The 19,013-nt window shown below is 67.2% G+C and carries 5 protein-coding genes; all 5 read right to left on the bottom strand.

Features of this window, described 5'->3' with window-relative positions; translation table 11 throughout:
* Nucleotides 1–43: 43 nt before the first annotated feature.
* The 5 genes from JET17_RS17975 to JET17_RS17955 all read right to left on the bottom strand — a co-directional run bounded on the left by JET17_RS17975 (nucleotide 44) and on the right by JET17_RS17955 (nucleotide 19,009).
* Complete coding sequence (locus JET17_RS17975) at nucleotides 44–8,581, bottom strand: non-ribosomal peptide synthetase (RefSeq protein WP_012315376.1); 8,538 nt, start codon at nucleotides 8,579–8,581, stop codon at nucleotides 44–46.
* The gene (locus JET17_RS17970) at nucleotides 8,581–14,994 is read right to left on the bottom strand and encodes a non-ribosomal peptide synthetase (RefSeq protein ID WP_012315375.1); all 6,414 of its coding nucleotides are present in this window, start codon (nucleotides 14,992–14,994) and stop codon (nucleotides 8,581–8,583) included. The genes JET17_RS17975 and JET17_RS17970 overlap by 1 nt, the downstream gene beginning before the upstream one ends.
* 119 nt (nucleotides 14,995–15,113) lie before the next feature.
* On the bottom strand, nucleotides 15,114–16,769 hold the full coding sequence (locus tag JET17_RS17965; RefSeq protein WP_012315374.1) for a cyclic peptide export ABC transporter: 1,656 nt from the start codon (nucleotides 16,767–16,769) through the stop codon (nucleotides 15,114–15,116).
* Between the two features lie 74 nt (nucleotides 16,770–16,843).
* Nucleotides 16,844–17,725, bottom strand: coding sequence for a formylglycine-generating enzyme family protein (locus tag JET17_RS17960; RefSeq protein ID WP_012315373.1), 882 nt, complete (start codon nucleotides 17,723–17,725; stop codon nucleotides 16,844–16,846).
* 12 nt (nucleotides 17,726–17,737) lie between these two features.
* Nucleotides 17,738–19,009 carry an aminotransferase class V-fold PLP-dependent enzyme gene (locus tag JET17_RS17955; protein WP_012315372.1) on the bottom strand — a complete coding sequence of 424 codons (1,272 nt, stop codon included), beginning with the start codon at nucleotides 19,007–19,009 and terminating at the stop codon, nucleotides 17,738–17,740.
* Nucleotides 19,010–19,013 lie beyond the last annotated feature (4 nt).

Below are 19,013 nucleotides of genomic sequence, written 5' to 3'. Positions count from 1 at the left end.
TGTTGGATAAGGGCCCGGCCGCGCAGGGCGGCCGGGCACAGGCTCACAGGGTTGGTGCGGCCACCGGCTGCAGGCGGTGAAGCACGGTTTCGAGCAGTGCACCATGGCTGACGATGGCGTAGTGATCTGCGGCCAGGCGCTGGCTGGAGTGGATCGCGTGGTGCGCTTCGAAGGCCTGGCAGACGCCCGGTTCGCTGCTCTGTGCCCACCAGCAGTCCAGGCTGGCGCGTACCGCAGGCAGGGCGTGCACTTGCAGCGACAGGGCCTTGAGGGTCATGGCGACGGTAAACGTACGCGCCAGCTCCTCGCTGCTTTGCAGGTCGTCCATGGCCTCTGTGCCCAGGCTCCGCTCGATCAGTGCCTGCAGCTGCGTGGCATCGGCATTGGCCGCTACCGGGAACAGCGGCAGGCTGTCGGCCGGGCGGCCACTGACCACGGCGAGGAAAGCGCGCAGGTCGCCGCCGCAGTCTTCGTCCAGGGCCGCACCTGGCTCACCCGGTACATACGGGTCAACCAGACCAAGCAGGTCGATCTGCTGGCCCTGGCTCTCCAGCTCGCGGGCCACCAGTAGCGCCAGGGTGCCACCCAGCGACCAGCCCAGCAGGCGGTAGGGGCCTTGGGGCTGCTTCTGGCGGATGTACTGGGCGTAGTCGATGGCCATGGCTTCGAGCGACTCGTCTTGCCACTGGCGGTCGAGCAGCATGCGGTTCTGCAGGCCATAGACACTGCAAACGCCGTCCAGCTGCTGAGCCAGTGCGCGGTAGTCGAACACCGTGCCGAAGCCCGCATGCATGCAGAACAGCGGTGCCTGGCGTTCGACCTTGCGGTTGAGCAGCAGCAGTGGGTCGAGTGCCGTTTGCTCGCGCGCCTCGGCCGGGCACAGTTCGGCGATGGTCGGGCGGGCGATCAGGTCGCGCAGCTTCAGGTTCAGGCCCAGTTGCGGTTGGTTGCGCAAGCGCGAGAGCACCTTGAGCACACTCAGTGAATCGCCCCCCAGTTCGAAGAAATGATCACTCACCCCAACCTGCTCCAGGCCCAACACATCGGCCCATATCGCCGCCAGCGCACGCTGGCGGTCATCCGCCGGTGCCTGGTACTGGCGTTCGCACATGAGAGGCTCGGGCAGTGCGCGGCGATCGACCTTGCCATTGGGGGTCAGCGGCAAGGCATCGAGCACCATCAGTTGCGCCGGTACCATGTAGTCCGGCAGTACCTGGCGCAGGTACTCGAGCATCGGGGTGACAGCCCGCTCGCCGTCGCCACGTACCACGTAACCGACCAGCTGCTTACCGTTCGCACCCTCGCGCGCCACCACCACGGCATCGAGCACGTTGGCGATATCGCGCAGGCGCGCCTCGATCTCACCCAGTTCGATGCGAAAACCGCGGACCTTCACCTGATTGTCCAAACGCCCGAGGTAGTCGAACACCCCGTCCGGGCGCTGGCGTACCAGGTCGCCGGTGCGGTACAGGCGCCCGCCAGTGGCGCTGAACGGGTCGGCGACGAAGCGCTCGGCACTCAGCCCCGGGCGGCGGTGATAGCCACGGGCAAGGCCCTCGCCACCGATGTACAGCTCGCCGGCCAGGCCTGCCGGCAGCGGGTTGAGGCAATCATCCAGTACATACAGCGTGCGCTTGCCCACGGCCACGCCAATGGGGGCATACACCGCTTCGCAGCGCGCCGTCACCGGCACCTTCCACAGCAGCGGGGTGACCACGGTTTCGGTAGGGCCGTAGCCGTTGGTGAGGTACTGCGGTTTGAGTACCTGCTTGACCTGCTCGAAGTTGGCATCGGCCACTGCATCGCCGCCGAAGCAATAGATGCGCACGGGGGGCGGGGCTGGTTGGGCCTGGCCATATTCGGCCAGTTGCTGCAGGTAGGCCGGCGGGAAGCAGGCGATGCTGATGGCCTCGGCATGCAGCACGTCCCAGGTCTGCTGCGGGGTCCACAGGGTGTTGCCACGCAACACCAGCAAGCCCCCGCTGATCAGGGTCGACAGCCAGCGCTCCTGGGCACCGTCGAAGGCGAACGACATGAACAGCAGTTCGCGGGTCGACGGGCCCATTTCATAGCGTTCGATGATCGCCTGGCAGTGCATGCGCAGCGGGCCTCGGGCCACGGCCACGCCCTTGGGGTTACCGGTGGAGCCGGAGGTGTAGATCATGTAGCTGAGCTGATCGTCCAGCGTCTGCTGTTGCGGCGCGTGACGCTGCGCGGACAGCTCGCACCGGTCCAGGTCCAGGCGGCGCTCCGGGGCGATGCCCAGGCGCTCGCCGATAACGCTGTCGGTCAGCAACAGGGCCACGTCGGCGTCGCCGATGATCCACTGCAGGCGTTCGGCGGGGTAATCGATGTCCAGCGGCACATAGGCCGCGCCAGCCTTCATCACCGCGTAGAAGGCAACGATAGTGCGCACCGAGCGGTCCAGGGCGATGCCCACCCGGTCCTCGCGCCCGATACCGCGTTCGAGCAGGGTCCAGGCCAGGCGGTTGGCCTGCTCTTCCAATTGGCCGTAGGTCAGTTGCACCCCGTCGCAGCGCACTGCCACCTGGTCTGCACGCTCCTGGGCATGACGGCCGATCAGGCTGGCCAGGTCATGCTGTGCTGTATCGCAGGGCTGTGCGTGTGGCTGCACGACGGTGTCGAGCAGGCCGAGCGTGCCGACTGCCGCTTCGGGGTGGCTCAGCAGGCGTTCGAGCAAGGCTTCGAAGTGGCTGCGGATGGCCTCCACCTGCTGCGCCTGGAAATGATCCAGGCGGTAGAGGAACTCGATACGCACGCGGGTATTGAGGTGCACCGCCAAGTCCATCGGGTAGTTGGTGACGTCGCGCAGTTGCGCTTCGCCGAAACGCAGGCCGGCGGCACCGGCCGATTGCAGGCGTTCATCGATGGGGTAGTTCTCGAACACGATGATGCTGTCGAACAGCGCCTGGCCGTTGCTCTGGGCCCAGCGCTGGATGTCCACCAGCGGCGTGTGCTCATGGTCGCGTACTTCCAGGTTGCAGGTCTGCAACTGTTGCAACCAGTCCTGCACCGGTTGTGCCGGGTGCGGGGCCTGGATGATCGGCAAGGTGTTGATGAACAGCCCCAGCAGGCTGTCGGCACCCGGGAGGCTGGCCGGGCGACCGGACACGGTGGCGCCGAAGCACACGGTCTGTTGGCCGGTGTAACGTTGCAACAGCAGCACCCAGGCAGCCTGCACCAGGGTGTTGGGGGTAACGCGCAGGCGCTGGGCCTGCTCGCGCAGCCAGTTGGTGCGCTGCTCGTCCCAGTGCAGGTAGAGCGCGCCGTGGCCTTCCTGGCCGCTGCGGCTGCCGGCTGCACCGGCCAGCTGGGTGGGCGCCTGCAGCTCGGCCAGGCGTGGCCGCCAGAAGGCTTCGCTGGCCTGTTGCGCCGGCGCCTGCAGCCAGCGGATGTAGTCGCTGTAGCGGCCTTGCTGAGCCGGCAACGGCTGGCCGGCGTAGCACTGGAACAGTTCACCGAGCAGGCGTGACTGGCTCCAGCCATCCATGAGGATGTGGTGGCTGGTCAGGATCAGTTGGTGGCGCTCGTCATCCAGGCGCACCAGCAACAGGCGCAGCAGGGGCGGGGCGAGCAGGTCGAACGGGCGGCGGCGCTCGGCTTCGGCGGCGGCGGTCAGGCGCGCCGGCTCGACGGCCTGGCCACGCCAGTCCAGCTCCCGGGCGTCGAGCTGGCCCTGGCGCAGCACCACCTGCAGTGGCTCGCTCAGCTGCGGCGCCTGCCAGAAGGCACTGCGCAGCATCTCGTGGCGCTCCACCAACCGGCCCCAGGCGGCGATGAAACGCGGCGTCTCCAGGCCTTGGACCTCGACGCTGGTCTGGTTGATGTAGAAGTCCCCGGCACCGGCATCCTGGGTGTGGAACAGCATGCCCTGCTGCACGGTGGACAGCGGGTAGATGTCCTCGACCTGGTCGCAGGCGAAGGGCAACAGGGCCAGTTGGTCCTGGCTCAGGCGGGCCAGCGGCACGTCCGAAGGGGTCAGGCCCCGGCGTACGCCCTGGCCGCACAGGGCCACGACCTCGCGCAACTCGGCAGCGTAGTCATCGGCCAGGCGCTGCAGTTGAGCCGGCTCGAACATCCGCTGGCTGAAGCTCCAGTTCAACCGCAGCTCGCCGTCGAACACCTGGCCATTGAGTGCCAGCCAGTTCTGCAGCGGTGCATCGGCGCTGTGTTCGCGGCCTTTGTCTGCCGGGATCGGCCGCATCAGCGTGGCGGCATCGTCGTTGCCACTGTCGAACTGGCCCAGGTAGTTGAAGGTGATACGCGCAGCGGGCAGCGCGGCCAGGGCCTCACGTATTGCCGGGCTGGCGAAGCTGCGCAGGGCACCGAAGAAAGCACCTTTGCCCGGCAGGGCGCGCAAGTGTTCCTTGGTCAGCATGATCGCTTCGGCCAGCGAGCTGCCGGCGCTGATGCGGGCCGGGTAGAGGCTGGTCAGCCAGCCGACGCTGCGGGTCAGGTCGGCCTCGAAGTCGGCGAAGGCTTCGCGGCCATGGCCTTCGAGTTCCACCAGATGGTCTCCGGCGCCGGTCCAGCGTTGCAGCACGCGGGCGAGGGCGGCCAGCAGCAGGTCGTTGATCTGCGTGCGGTAGGCGGCCGGGCAATCCTTGAGCAGGCGCGTGGTGGTCGCGGCATCCAGATGGGTGGTGACGCTGCGGCTGTCGCACAGGCGCAGCGTAGCGTCGGCATCGATCACCGGCAGCGTGCTGTCGATATCGGCGCACTGGCGTTGCCAGAAGGCGGCTTCCTGCTCCCCGGCCGGGCTCTGTGCGTGCGCTTGCAGGCGCAGGGCCCAGTCCTGTACCGACAGGGTACGCGGTGGCAGCGCGCAGGCCTGTCCGGCAGCCGCCTGGGAATAGGCACTTTGGAGGTCTTCAAGCAGGATGCGCCAGGACACACCGTCAACGGCCAGGTGGTGGATCACCAGCAGCAGGCGCTGCTCACCGTCGACCACCCCCTGCACTGCGCGCAGCAACGGGCCTTGGGCCAGGTCGAGGCTGCCCTGAGCGCGGTCGCACAGGCCCTGCCAGCTGTCGCCCTGGCTTGGCTCGAACAGCCAGAGCACGTCGTCGTCTGGCACGTGCGGGGCGAAGCGTGCCTGCCACTCGCCTTGCACCTGGCTAAAGCGCAGGCGCAAGGCATCGTGGGTGGCCAGCAGCGCAGCGAGTGCCTGGCGCACATGGGCCGGGGCCAGCGCCTGGTTGGCCTTGAGCATCACCGACTGGTTCCAGCGCTGCGCCTGTGGCACGGCCTGGGCGAAGAACTGCTGTTGCATCGGCAGTAGCAGGCTGCGACCGCTGGCCGGCAGGTATGCGGCCTCGGCCGGTTCGGCCTGGGTCAGGGTGACTTGGGCCAGAGTGCGCACGGTCTGGTGGCTGAACAGCTCTTTGGGGGTGAAGTGCAGGCCGTCGCGTCGAGCCTGGCTCACCAGTTGGATGGACACGATCGAGTCGCCGCCCAGCTCGAAGAAGTTGTCATCAATGCCCACGTGCTCACGCTTGAGCACCCGCTGCCAGACCTGCACCAGGCGTGCCTGCAGTTCATCTTCGGCGGCGCTGTAGCTGGCCTGGGCCTGCGCCAGCCCCGGGGCGGGCAGGGCCTTGCGGTCGAGTTTGCCATTGGGGCTCAGCGGCATGCGCTGCAGGAACAACCACTGGTTGGGCACCATGTAGTCGGGCAGGTGGGCCAGCAGTGCCTGGCTCAGTTGCTCGCGCTCCGGCAGCGGTGTGCCGGCCTTGGCCACCAGGTAGGCGACCAGCTGGTTGTCCACGGCCAGCACGGCGGCCTCGTGGATGGTGGGTTGTTCCATCAGGCGCGCTTCGATCTCGCCGAGTTCGATGCGCAGGCCGCGAATTTTCACCTGGTGGTCGATGCGCCCGCAGTACTCGATCACGCCGTCAGCGCGGTAGCGCGCCAGGTCGCCGGTGCGGTACATGCGCGCGCCAGGCTGGAACGGGCAGGCAACGAAACGCTCGGCGGTCAGTGCCGGGCGTTGGTGATAACCGCGGGCAAGGCCCACGCCGCCCAGGTACAGCTCACCGATGACGCCCGCAGGTTGCGGCTGCAGGCCGGCATCGAGGATCCAGCAGGCCAGGTTGGCGATCGGTTTACCAATCGGCACGCCGGTCTTGCCCTCGTCACGGCAGGTCCAGTGGGTGACGTCGATGGCCGCTTCGGTGGGGCCGTACAGGTTGTACAGGCGGGCCTGCGGCAGTTGCGCGAACACTTGCTGCTGCGCCTCCACCGGCAGCGCTTCGCCACTGCAGACGATGCGCTGCAGGCTGCTGCAGCGGGCAACCTGGTCGTCGAGCAGGAAGGCCTGCAGCATCGAGGGCACAAAGTGCAGGGTGGTGACCTGATGCTGGACGATCAGTTGTACCAGGCGCGCGGGGTCGCGATGGTCACCCGGCGCGGCGATGGCCAGGCGGGCGCCGGTGATCAACGGCCAGAAGAACTCCCACACCGACACGTCGAAGCTGAAGGGGGTCTTCTGCAGCACTGTGTCGCTGGCATCCAGGCCGTAGGCCGCCTGCATCCACTGCAGGCGGTTGGCCAGGGCCTGGTGGCTGTTACCCGCGCCTTTCGGCCGGCCGGTGGAACCGGAGGTGTAGATGACGTAGGCCAGTTGCTCGGGCGCGCACGGCAGTTGCGGATCGTGCTCGGGCTGCGCGGCCAGCGCCTGGTCGAGCAGGAGCACGGGCAGCCGGGGCGGCAGCGGTAGGCGATCGCGCAGGTGCGACTGGGTCAGCAGCAGGCTGATGCCACTGTCTTCGACCATGTACCTCAGGCGCTCGGCGGGGTATTCAGGGTCCAGCGGCACGTAGGCGCCGCCGGCCTTGAGGATGGCCAGCAAGCCAACCACCAGTTCCAGGCTGCGCTCGGCGGCGATGCCGACCGGGGTGTCCTGGCGCACACCTTGGGCGATCAGGGCGTGGGCCAGCCGGTTGGCCTGACGGTTGAGCTGGGCGTAGCTCAGCGGGGTGTCGCCGAACAGCAGTGCGGTGGCATCGGGTGTGCGGCGTGCCTGGGCTTCGACCAAGGCATGGATCGACGGCGTGGCAGGGTAGGCGTGGGTGGTGGCGTTCCACTGGGTGAGCAAGCGCTGGCGTTCTTCATCGGCCAGCAGTGTCACCTCGCCAAGCGCCTGCTGCGGGGCATGCACCACTTGCGCCAGCAGGCGCAGCCAGTGGTCACCCAGGCGTTGGATGGACGTATGGTCGAACAGGGCTGTGGCGTAGGTCAGGCTCGCACTCAGGCCCTGGGCGTCCTCAAAGGTATTGAGGGTCAGGTCCAGCTGCGCGGTCTCGCCTGCCAGTGGCAGCGGCTCGATGGCCAGGCCGTGGCCGAGGGCCGTTTCGTTCGGCTGGGGCGCGCCGACCTGATGGTTGAACATGACCTGGAACAACGGGTTGTGGCTGAGGTTGCGCTCCGGCTGCAAGGCCTCGACCAGTTGCTCGAAAGGCAGGTCCTGGTGGGCCTGGGCCTGCAAGGTGGTGGTTTTGACCTGGTCGAGCAGTTGCTCGAAGGACAGGGTTGGCTGGCACTGGCCATCGATGACCAAGGTGTTGACGAAGAAGCCGATCAGGTCTTCGGCCTCGACCCGGTTACGGTTGGCGCTGGGCACGCCGACGCGGATGTCCTGCTGGCGGGTATAGCGGTGCAGCACGGCCATGAACGAGGCCAGCAGCACCATGAACGGTGTGGCCTGGCGTGCCTGGGCCAGCTGGCGCACGGCCAGGGACAGGGCCGGCGGGATGGCCAGCGGCAGGCGCGCACCGTCGAATCGCTGCACGCTCGGGCGTGGCCGGTCCAACGGCAGTTCCAGCACCGGCACTGCGCTGCCCAGACGCTGGCGCCAGTAGTCGAGCTGGCGTTCCTGCTCGCCGGCTTCCATCCAGTGGCGTTGCCAGATGGCGTAGTCGGCGTACTGCAGCTGCGGTTCTGGCAACTGGCTGGTCAGGCCCTGGCTGAAGCGGGCATAGCAGTGGGTCAGCTCCTTGACCATCACCTGCATCGAGCGGCCGTCGCTGATGATGTGGTGCTGCACCAGCAGCAGCACATGGTCATCGATGCCCAGTTGCAGCAACTCGGCACGCAGTAATGGGCCGCAAGCCAGGTCGAAAGGTTCACGTACCCGCGCCTGGATATGGGCCTGTACGGCCTGCTCATCGAGCGTGGTGAGCGTCAGTGCCAGCGCGACGGTGCTGTCGACCTGCTGCGCGACGCCTTGTTCGTCTTCGACGAAACGCGTGCGCAGGCTGTCATGGCGGCGCACCAGCGCCTCAAGGCTGGCCTGCAGCGCAGCCACGTTCAGTGCGCCGCGCAGGCGCAGGGCGCAGGGGATGTGATAGGCGCTGGCCTGGCGGTCGAACTGCCAGAGGAACCATTGGCGTTGCTGGGCGAACGACAACGGCAGGCGGTCGAACGCTTCACGTACCTGAGGGATCGGCAGGCTGGCCACCGACAGGCCTTCCTCGCGCATCTTCAACAGGTACTGCCGGCGCTTTTCCAGCGGCAGCAGGACAAAGCGCTTGGCAATTCTCGAAGCGGCAGTGCTGTCCATCAGTGTTCCTCCATTTCGTCGAGCCAGGCTTCGAGGGTGTCGAGCTTGTTTTCATCGACCGCAGTTGTAGTGGTGTCCAGGTGAAGCGCCAGGGCTTGAAGGGTCGGGTGCTGGAACAGGGCCTGTGGGGTCAGCTCGCGGCCCAGCTCCAGCTGGATGCGCGAAACGACGTTGATCACCAGCAGCGAATGACCCCCCAGCTCGAAGAAGTCGTCGTCCAGGCCCACGGCCTGCACGCCGAGCACCTGTTGCCAGATGCCGGCCAACTGCTCCTGCAACGGTGTGTGGGGGGAGCGGAAGGTGCGTTGGGCGTTGCTGTCGGCCGGTGCCGGCAGGGCACTGCGGTCGAGCTTGCCGTTGACGGTCAGGGGCAGCTGTTCGAGCCACATGCAATGGGCCGGCACCATGTAGTCGGGGAGCTGCGCCTTGAGCGCGGCGCGCAGGGCGCCGGTGTCGCCGCCCTGGCCTTCATGTGCCACCAGGTAGGCGAGCAGGCGGGTGCCGGCGGGCCCCTGGTCGGCAATCACCACTGCCTGCGCCACCGCCGGCTGCGCCAGCAGGCTGGCCTCGACTTCGCCCAGCTCAATACGGAAGCCGCGGACCTTCACCTGTTGGTCGATGCGCCCGATGTATTCGAGGGTGCCGTCGCCACGGCGGCGCGCCAGGTCGCCGGTGCGGTAAAGGCGGCTGCCGGGCTGGGTGGAGAACGGGTTGGCGATGAAACGCGTGGCGCTCAGCCCGGCGCGGTTGAGGTAGCCTCGGGCAAGGCCCGCCTGGCCGATGTACAGCTCGCCGACGCAGCCCGCCGGAACCGGCTCGAGTTCGCCGTCGAGCAGGTAGCCGCTGAGGTCGTCGATCAATTCGCCGATCGGGCTCACCGTGCGGCTCAGGTCATCCAGGCCAATCGGTCGATAGGTGACGTGCACAGTGGTTTCGGTGATGCCGTACATGTTCACCAGTTGTGGCCGCTGTGCGCCGAAGCGCTCGAACCAGGGGCGCAGTGCAGCCACGTCGAGCGCTTCGCCGCCGAAGATCACAAGGCGCAGGGCAAGGTCTGCCGAGGTGGCGCTGCACGCGGCCTGGGTCAGTGGTTTGAATGCCGATGGTGTCTGGTTGAGTACGCTCACACGCTCGTCCACCAGCAGTTGCAGGAAGCCCTGCGGGTCGCGGCTCAGGGTCTGCGGCACGATCACCAGGCGGCCTCCATGCAGGAGCGCACCGAAGATCTCCCACACCGAAAAGTCGAAGGCAAAGGAGTGGAACAGGGTCCAGACGTCATTGTGGTCGAAGCGGAACCAGCGATCGCAGGCGCTGAACAGCCTCAGGACATTGTGCTGGCTGAGCAGCGTGCCTTTGGGCAGGCCGGTGGAGCCGGAGGTGTAGATGATGTAGGCGAGGTTGTCGACGCTGCTGCGCGGCGCGGGATTGTCCACCGGCTGGTCGTCGTAGCCGGCCTCCAGGTTCAGGCGCAGCAGCCCGTCGTACTCTGGCAGTTCGGCGAGCAGGCCGGGCTGGTCGAGTAGCACCTTGATGCCGCTGTCGCGGACCACGAAAGCCAGGCGCTCTGCCGGGTGCGCGGGGTCGAGCGGCACGTAGGCGCCGCCGGCCTTGAGGATGGCCAGCAAGCCGACGATCATCGCGAAGCCGCGCTCTGCCACCAGGCCCACCGGCACCTCGGCGCCCACGCCCGCCGCGATCAGGCGGTGTGCCAGGCGGTTGGCGCGCTGGTTGAGCTCGGCGTAGCTCAAGGCCTGACCCTGATAGCGCAGGGCAACGGCCTGCGGCTGCCGTTGTGCCTGGGCTTCGATGCGTGCGGCCAGCGCTTGCGTTTGTGGGTGGGCGACCGGCGCGCCGTTCCAGGCGTCCTGGACCTGCAAGCGTTCAGCCGGGTCCATCAGGGCCAGTCGTGCGAGCGGCAGCCTTGGCTGGGCCAAGGCCTGTTCGAGCAGGTTCAGCCAGTGCCTGGCCAGACGTTGCAGGGTGCTGGCGTCGAACAGCGTGCGGTCGTAGGTAAAACTGGCGCTGAGGCCCTGTTCACCCTGGGCCGTGCTTAGCGCCAGGTCGAACTGGGCCTCCTGCGGCTGGCTGTCCAGTGCCTCCAGGCGCAGCGCACCCAGTGGCGCGGCATCGGCCGCCTGGTGGTGGTTGTACAGCACCTGGAACAAGCCCTGTTGCGGGCCGCGCTGGGGCAGCAGGGCTTCGAGCAGTTGCTCGTAGGGCAGGTCCTGGTGGTCCTGGGCTTCGACCATGGCCTGGCGGGTCTGCGCCAGCAGCCCGGCAAACGACAGGTCGGCGGTGCACTCGGCGCGCAGCACCAGCGTGTTGACGAAGAAGCCGATCAATTGCTCGGTTTCCAGGCGGTTACGGTTGGCCACCGGTACACCGATGCGGATGTCCGGCTGGCCGGTGTAGCGGTGCAGCAGGGCCTGCCAGGCAGCCAGCAGCACCATCGGAACTGTCGCCTGGTGCGCGCTGGCAAAGCGTTGCACGGTTTCGCCCAGTGCCGTGGGCAATACCAGATGCAAGCGTGCTGCCGGGCGCTTGGCGTTGTCGCGACGGGGGTGATCGCAGGGCAGCTCGAGCACCGGTTGCTCGCCGGCCAGGCGTGTGCGCCAGTAGGCCAACTGGCGCTCGCGCTCGCCGTCATCCAGCCAGCGACGCTGCCAGGCAGCGAAGTCGGCGTATTGCAGTGCCAGTGCGGGCAAGGCTAGGCCTTGATAGAGCGCGCACAGCTCGCGGACCATCACCTGCATCGACCAGGCGTCGGAGACGATGTGGTGCTGCACCAGCACCAGCACGTGGTCGTCGGCCGCCAGGCGCGCCAGGCCTACGCGCAGCAGCGGGCCGCTGGCCAGGTCGAAGGGCTGGCCGAGCTGGCCTGCGATGAAGGCTTGGCACTGGCTTTCTTCAAGTGGCTGGCCCTGCAGGTTCAGCGACCAGGGGGCGAGGATGTGCTGGCGCGGCCTTTCGCCTTCGAGGGTGAAGCAGGTGCGCAGCGCTTCATGGCGGGCGATCAGCTGGTCGAAGGCTCGGCTCAGGGCGGTGACATCCAGCGGGCCGCGCAGGCGCAACACGCTGGGAATGTGATAGGCACTGCTCTCTGGGGCCAGCTTCCACAGCAGCCACTGGCGCTCCTGGGCGTAAGACAGCGGCAGTTGGTCGCGCGCGGTCTGCACCGGCAGGGCCAGCGGCGTAGCCTTTTGCAGCTGCGCCAGGGCCTGGCAGAAGTCGCCCAGGCGCGGCTGGTCGAACAGCAGGCGCAGGGGGAAGTTAAGCGCCAGCTCATGGCGCAGGCGCGAGACTGCTCGCGCCACCAGCAGCGAATGCCCGCCCAAGGCGAAGAAATCATCACCCAGCCCGACGCGTTCGGCCTTCAGCAGCTCGGCCCAGGTGGCCGCAACCTGGCGTTGCAGGTCAGTGGTCGGCGCCAGGTATCGAGCCTGCACCGGGCTTTCGTCGACCACCGGCAGGGCCTTGCGGTCGAGCTTGCCGTTAGGTGTCAGCGGCATGGCCTGCAACAGGTGCAGGCGTGCTGGCAGCATGTAGCCCGGCAGTTGCTCACGTAGCGGCGCCAGGCAGTGTGCGGTGAATGCCTGGATGTCGGCGGGCCTGCTGGCGGGTACTACATAGGCGACCAGTTGCGCGCCATCGACGCCGTCGCGGGCGACCACTGCGGCTTCGCGCACCGCGTCCAGGGTGAGCAGGGCCGATTCGATCTCACCCAGCTCGATGCGAAAGCCACGGATCTTCACCTGATGATCGACCCGGCCAAGGAAGTCCAGGCTACCGCTGGCGTGGCGGCGCGCCAGGTCGCCGGTGCGGTACAGGCGCTCGCCGGGCTTGCCATAGGGGTGCGGCACGAAGCGTTCGGCGGTCAGGCCGGGGCGCTGGTGGTAACCCTGGGCCAGGCCGTCGCCGCCGATGTACAGGTCGGCCGCTACACCCGGCGGGCTGGGCAGCAGGTTGCCGTCGAGCAGTAACAGGCCGGTGCGCTCGATCGGCTGGCCCAGTTCGGGGCGGGCGCTGGCGCGGGCCAGTGCGTGGCGTGCCGACCAGATGGTGGTCTCGGTCGGGCCGTACAGGTTCCACAACGCGGCGCAACGGGCCAGCAGCCTTACCGCCAGGTCATCGCCGAGCGCCTCCCCGCCGCATAGCGCGGTCAGTGCAGGCAGGCGTTGGTCGGGGTCATTGTCGAGCAGCATGCGCCATGTCGACGGGGTGGCCTGCAGCACGTCGATGTGCTCGCTGATCAGCAGGTCGAGGATTGCCGCCGGGTCCTGCACGGTGTGCTTGTCGGCCAGCACCATGCACGCCCCGGTGCACAGCGGCAGGTACAGCTCCAGGCCGAAGATGTCGAAGGAGCAGGTGGTGATGCTCAGCAGGCGCTGGCCCGGGTGCAGGCCGGGGGCCTTGGCCATGGCCGCGACGAAGTTGGACAGTGCCCCATGGGGCACCATCACGCCCTTGGGGTTGCCAGTGGAGCCGGAGGTATAGAGCACGTAGGCCAGTTGCTGCGGTGGGCAGTCCAGGGCCAGGGCCGGTTCGGGCTGGTGCGCGGTCTGCAGGTCGAAATCATCGAGCAGCAGTACCTGCTGGCCTGGCGTTGGCAGGGCAGCCAGCACCGAAGCCTGGCTCAGCAGCAGGGGGGCGCCGCAATCTTCAAGCATGTAGGCCAGGCGTTCGGCGGGGAACTGGGGGTCCAGCGGCACATACGCCGCGCCGGCCTTGAGGGTGGCCAGCAAGGCGACGATCAGCGGCGCGCCGCGCTCCAGGGCCACCGCCACTCGCTCGCCCGGGCGGATGCCGGCGGCTTGCAGCCGGCGGGCGAGGTGCTCGGCGGCGTTGTCGAGGGCGCGGTAGCTCAGGCGCGTGTCACCGGCTACCAGCGCAACGGCCTCGCCGTGGCTGCGCGCCAGGCGTGCGAACTGCTGGTGCACGGCCAGGCCGTCGAGGGCATCGCCAGCGGGGCCCTGTGCGGCCGCCAGCCACTGTTCACGCTGCAAGGCAGGTTGCGCATGAAGCTCACCGATTGCGCACTCGGGGTGGTCGAGCATGGCCTGGAGGATAGCCAGCCAGTCCTCGCCCAGCCGCTCAGCGGTGGCTGCCTCGAACAGCGCGGTATCGTAGTCGAGGCTGATGCCGAGCTGCTCGCGACCCGCCTGAACGTTGAGGCTGAGGTCGAACTTGGCGGCAGTCGGCGCACTGGGCAAGGGCTCGATGTGCAAACCTGCGAAACCGGCCGGGGGCTGCTCGGCATTGTCGCTGGTCCAGTTGAACAGGCAGTGGAACAGTACGCCGTTGGTGCCTTGGCGTTGTTCAGCAAGCGCTTGCTCAAGCGGATAGTCGGCATGTTCCAGGCACGCCAGGGCGTGCTTGCGCACCTGCTCAAGCAGGCCGGCCACGGACTGGCGCGGGTCCAGGCGTGCCCGGTGGATCTGGCTGTTGACGAAAAAGCCGATCAGGTCCTGTACCTGTTCCTGGGTGCGCCCGGCATTGGGCACACCAACGATGAAATCCTCCTGCCGGGCATGGCGGCCAAGTACCAGTTGCCAAGCGGCCAGCAGCACCATGAACGGCGTCAGGCCATTGGCCCGGCAGGCTGCCTGCAGCTGGCTGAACAGCGCGGCGGGCAACGCCAGGGTGCAGGTCCCGGCAGCGGTGGCTGGGCGGCTGTCGCGCGGGTGATCGGTGGGCAGTTCCAGCCGTTGCAGGCCACCTTGCAGGTACTGGCGCCAATAGCTGGCGGCGCGTTCGTGGGCCGGGCTGGCCTGGTAGACGCCGCGCTGCCAGTGGGCGAAGTCCAGGTACTGCACCGCTGGGCGAGGCAGCTGACAGTCACTGCCGGCGCAGGCGTTGGCGTAGGCCTGCGAGAGGTCGCGCAGCAGCACCGGATTGGACCAGGCATCACTGACGATGTGGTGGCTGGTCAGGGCCAGCACATGGCGTTGAGCGCCCAGCTGGTACAGGCAGGCGCGCAGCAGTGGGGCCTGGGTGAGGTCGAACGGGGTGGCGGCTTCGGTGTGCAGCGCCTCGCGCAGCACGTGCTGTGGTTGGCTGCGCAGGTCGACGCAGCGCAGGTTCAGCCGCGCTGCGCGATCGACCTGCTGGCGTGGCTGGCCCTGCACCTCGTTGATGCGGGTACGCAGGATGTCGTGACGGTCGATGACCCGGTCCAGTGCCTGTTGCAGGTCTTGCGCCTGCAGCGGGCCCTGGAGCAAAAAGGCGCGCGGCTGGTTGTAGGTGGCGGCATCGGGGTCGAGCTGATCGAGCAGCCACAGCTGTTCCTGGGCGAACGACAGCGGCGCGTGGTCGGCGCCGTGGGCAACGATGCCGGCAGGGGCAGCGGCGGTTTCGTCGAGCTCGCAGAGCAGGGCCAGCAGCGCGTCATCGGTGGATTGGTTCTGGGGTGTCATCTCGGTCTCGCCATCACTGGAGAATTAAGCGTACTGAGAGAGACGAAGGGGCAGGTGGGTGATTTAGGCAGGTGGCGAAACAGCTGCACCCGGCGCGCGTGGGGCGCGCCGGGTGGGGCTCAGGCGAGGGCGGGTGCGTGTTCGACGACGACTTTGCCGGCCTGCAGCCGCACCAGTTGGTCGGCGATGTCGAAGTAGCGGTCATCGTGGGAAATGACAATGATGGTCTTGCCCAGGCGCTTGAGGTCGGGCAGCAGCTCAGTGTAGAAAATCCGCCGGAAGGTCGGGTCCTGGTCGGCGGCCCATTCATCGAACACCAGCACCGGGCGCTCTTCCAGCCAAGCGTTGATCAGCGCCAGGCGCTTGCGCTGGCCGGTGGACAGGTCGGTGGTGCTGAACGCACCGTCCTTGACGCTGACCTTGTGGGCGATTTCCAGGCGCTCCAGGTAGCGGTTGGCGTCTTCGGGGATGTGCGTGTCCCCCTGCACCACATCATCGAACAGGTAGTAGTCGGCGAACACTGTGGTGAACAATTGCCGGTAGTCGTCGCGAACCTGTGCGTCGACGGCCTGGCCGTTGAGCAGGATCTGCCCCTGTTGCGGCGGGTACAGGCCCAGCAGCAGCTTGATCAGGGTGGTCTTGCCACAGCCGTTTTCACCGACCACAAAGACGATGTCGCCCTGGGCGATGCGCAGGTTCACCGGCCCTACCTGGAACGGTTGGGCGCCGGGGCTGGCCTGATAGGCGTAGCTCACCTCGCGCAATTCCAGGCTGTCGACCACGACAGGCTGGTTGCCGTGGTCCTCCAGCAGCAGGTGCGGTTCAGGCGAAGAAAACTGCTCGGAAAGCTCGGCGATACGGCGAAAGGCGATTTGCGCGCGGCTGACCACCGGCAAGGTGCCGATCAGGTGTTCCAGCGGGCCTTTCATGTACAGCAGCACCAGCACGAAGCCGCTGATGGCCTTGGGGTCGGCGCTTGGCCAGAGGAACTGCAGGGTCAGGCCCAGGCCGATGACCACGAAGAACAGCATGGAGCCGAAGCTCTTGGCAATGACGAACGTGTTGATCGAGCGGACCTGGGTGGCGCAGATCGCGTCGGCGGTGTCCTGGATGCCCTGGCGGAACATACGCTGGCGCCGCGGGCGGTGGATGCGCAGCTCCTTGGCCCCCTCGGCGATGGCGTGGTAGTGCTTCTGCAGCCGGTCTTCTGCGTCGCGCGCCGCCATGAAGCCTTTGATGCCACGGCCTCGGGCGATGTACTGGACGACACTGCCGATACCGATTGCCAGCAGCATCATCAGGAACATCGGCAATGACAGGGTGGCCAGGTAACCCAGGCAGCCAAGGGTTACGGTCAGCGAGATCGCCAGGGGCGCAAAGGCAAAGGCGAAGTCGCTGATGGTATCGACGTCATGGGTCAGCACCGGGATCAGGCGGTGGCTGCGGAAACGTTCGATCTGCTCGATCGGGGCTGACAGTACCTTTTCGCCCAGGGCTTTGCGCAGTTTGGCGATGATGTGCTGGCCGACGTAGTTGGTGCCGATGTCGGAGCAGATCGAGCTGGCCAGGGCCAGCGCACACAGCCCGGCGAAGCCGAGGATCACGCTGTTGCTCAGGCCACCGTCGGCGTGCAGGCCACTGTTGATGGTGGCCAGCAGAGCGGTAACGCTAAGGCCGCCGACCATGCCCATGACGACCGACAGGGAGACGATCGGCCAGAACGGTTTGAGCAGGGTGAACAGCTCGCTCAGTGCCCCGCGGGTTTTGGAGGTCATGTTGAATTCCTGGATCAGAGGCAAAAGTACATCGTTATGACGAGTGGCCCGTGGGGCAATTTAACCGCGTACCGTCACAGGTCGCGGACCACCCGCACACCCAGCCAGTCACCCAGGCGGCCCGGGAAATTGGTGTTGCGGTTGCCGGAGCGGGAGAAGATCGGCGCCTCGCCCCAGTCATTGCCACGGATACTTACCACCTTGCAGCTGTCCTTGGCCCGGCTGGCCTGGCCCCAGGCACTGCCGTCGGCAGGGGCGCCTTCATAGCTGTTGTGGTAGCAGTCTGCGACCCATTCGTAGACATTGCCGTGCATGTCGTACACGCCAAAGGCGTTGGCCGGGTAACTGCCCACGGGCGAGCTATAGCTGTAGCCATCCTTGGGGCCATAGACGTTGGCGTGCTGGCTGATTTCCAGGGTGCTGTCCGGGTCGATCGGGAAGGGGAACATACCGGTGCTGCCGCCGCGTGCGGCATATTCGCGTTGGGCCTCGCTGACCATGCGGTAATGCTTGCCGGTCTTTTTCGACAGCCAGGCCACGTAGTCCTGCACATCGTGGTAGCTCATGCACACTGCCGGTTGCTGCGGGCCCTGTTTGTAACTGGGCTTGCTGGCGGTGCAGCGGCGGCCAGGGCGATCGTCGCCGTCGGCGATGCGCGTGCCCGTGGCCTCGAGGTAGCCGTCCCATTGCTCGGCGGTCACCTGGAAGCGGCTGATGGCGAAGGGCTTGGCGAAGGTCACCGCATGCTGCGGACCTTCGTCATCCTGGCGTCCCATTTCGTCGGCCGGGGTGCCCATGTTGAAGGTGCCGGCGGGCAGCACCACCATCTCCGGGCAGAGCTTGTCGCAGTCACGGAACACCGTGCCTGGGGTATTGGCGGCTTGTGCTGCCAGGGCCGGCAGGCTGCAGGCGGCCAGCAGGCCGGCCAGGGTCAGGCGATGCAGGGAAGCGGTCATGGGGATGCCTTGTCAGAGTTGTTGGGTAATCAGGGCCATGGCCCGGTCGATCTGCTGCTCGTCATTGAGCAGGCTGGGGGCCAGGCGGATCACCGGGCCGACATCGCGATACACCGCATCGCACATCACCTTGTTGGCGGTGAGGTGGGCGGCGACGGCGTCGGCGTCGCGGTCCTTGATGCGGAAAAACGTGAAACCGGCCGAGTAGCGTTCGCTGCGCGGTGTCACCAGCTGGACCTGACGGTGCTCGGCGAGGCGCGCCTTGAGCAGGCTGTTGAGCTGGTGGATGCGCTGTTGCACGTCGGCCTTGCCCAGCGCAAGGTGCAGTTTGAAGGCCTCGTTGGTGGCCCAGCGGTGTTCGAAGGCGTGGTAGCCGCCAGGGGTCATGATGGTGGCGAAGTCTTCATCGCGGGAGAACGTGGCGATGGTCGGGGTGAGGTGCTCCATGCCGGTGGAGGCCGCGCAGATGATGCCCGTACCGCGCGGGCCGAACATCCACTTGTGGGTGCCGGCGATGAAGTAGTCGCAGTTGAAGTCGGCAAAACGCAAGTTTTCCACACCGAAGCCGTGCACGCCGTCGACCACATAGAGGATGCGCTCGGTTTCACTGCGGTTGCGGTTGTGCTGGCGCACCAGCGCGCCGATCTCACCTACCGGCAGCTTGACGCCACTGCCGGAATGCACCCAGGTCATGCCCAGCACGCGGGTGTGTGGCTGGATGGCTTTGTCCAGGGTGCTCAGTACCTGGTCGGTGGAGACTGTCCATGGGTCGTCGAACAGGCGGATCTTGCGGGTCAGGGTGCCCTGGCGCTGGGCGCGGAAGGCCAGCGCCTTGTGGGTGGAGTAATGTTCGTGCTCGGTGACCAGGATCTCCTGGTGGGCGCCGACCTTCAGGCCGCCATAGATCATCGCCAGGCCTTCGGTGGTGCTGCCGGTCAGGGCCACCTGGCGCGGTTTGACTTCAAGGTAGCGTCCGGCCCACTCGCGCACTTCATCCTCGCGCTGCCATTCGTACTGGCTTTCCCAGTCCATCAGGGCAGCGGGGTTGCGGTCCAGCGCGGCACGGTGGCGGTCGATCGCTGCCTGTACCGGGCGCGGGTGGGCGGTCACCAGGAAGTTGGCGAAGTGCGCGACCTGTGGGTCGAGCGGGAACAGCGTGCGCAGGTTGCGCCATTTGTCGGGGCCGCTCAGTGGTGTGCTGGCGCCAGCCAGGGCCTGGGGCAGCAGTGGCAGGCTCGCGGCCAGCAGGCCGGCCTGTTTCAGGAAGCTACGGCGGTTGCTCATGGTA

The organism is Pseudomonas putida, assembly GCF_016406145.1.
Classification (GTDB): Bacteria; Pseudomonadota; Gammaproteobacteria; order Pseudomonadales; family Pseudomonadaceae; genus Aquipseudomonas; species Aquipseudomonas putida_E.
The sequence above is the reverse complement of the archived record's forward strand: the minus strand, read 5'-3'. Positions and strand labels throughout refer to the sequence as shown.

Coding starts and splice junctions, on each gene's coding strand:
- JET17_RS17975 (WP_012315376.1), bottom strand. CDS start 8,581: ATGGACAGCACTGCCGCTTCGAGAATTGCCAAGCGCTTTGTCCTGCTG.
- JET17_RS17970 (WP_012315375.1), bottom strand. CDS start 14,994: ATGACACCCCAGAACCAATCCACCGATGACGCGCTGCTGGCCCTGCTC.
- JET17_RS17965 (WP_012315374.1), bottom strand. CDS start 16,769: ATGACCTCCAAAACCCGCGGGGCACTGAGCGAGCTGTTCACCCTGCTC.
- JET17_RS17960 (WP_012315373.1), bottom strand. CDS start 17,725: ATGACCGCTTCCCTGCATCGCCTGACCCTGGCCGGCCTGCTGGCCGCC.
- JET17_RS17955 (WP_012315372.1), bottom strand. CDS start 19,009: ATGAGCAACCGCCGTAGCTTCCTGAAACAGGCCGGCCTGCTGGCCGCG.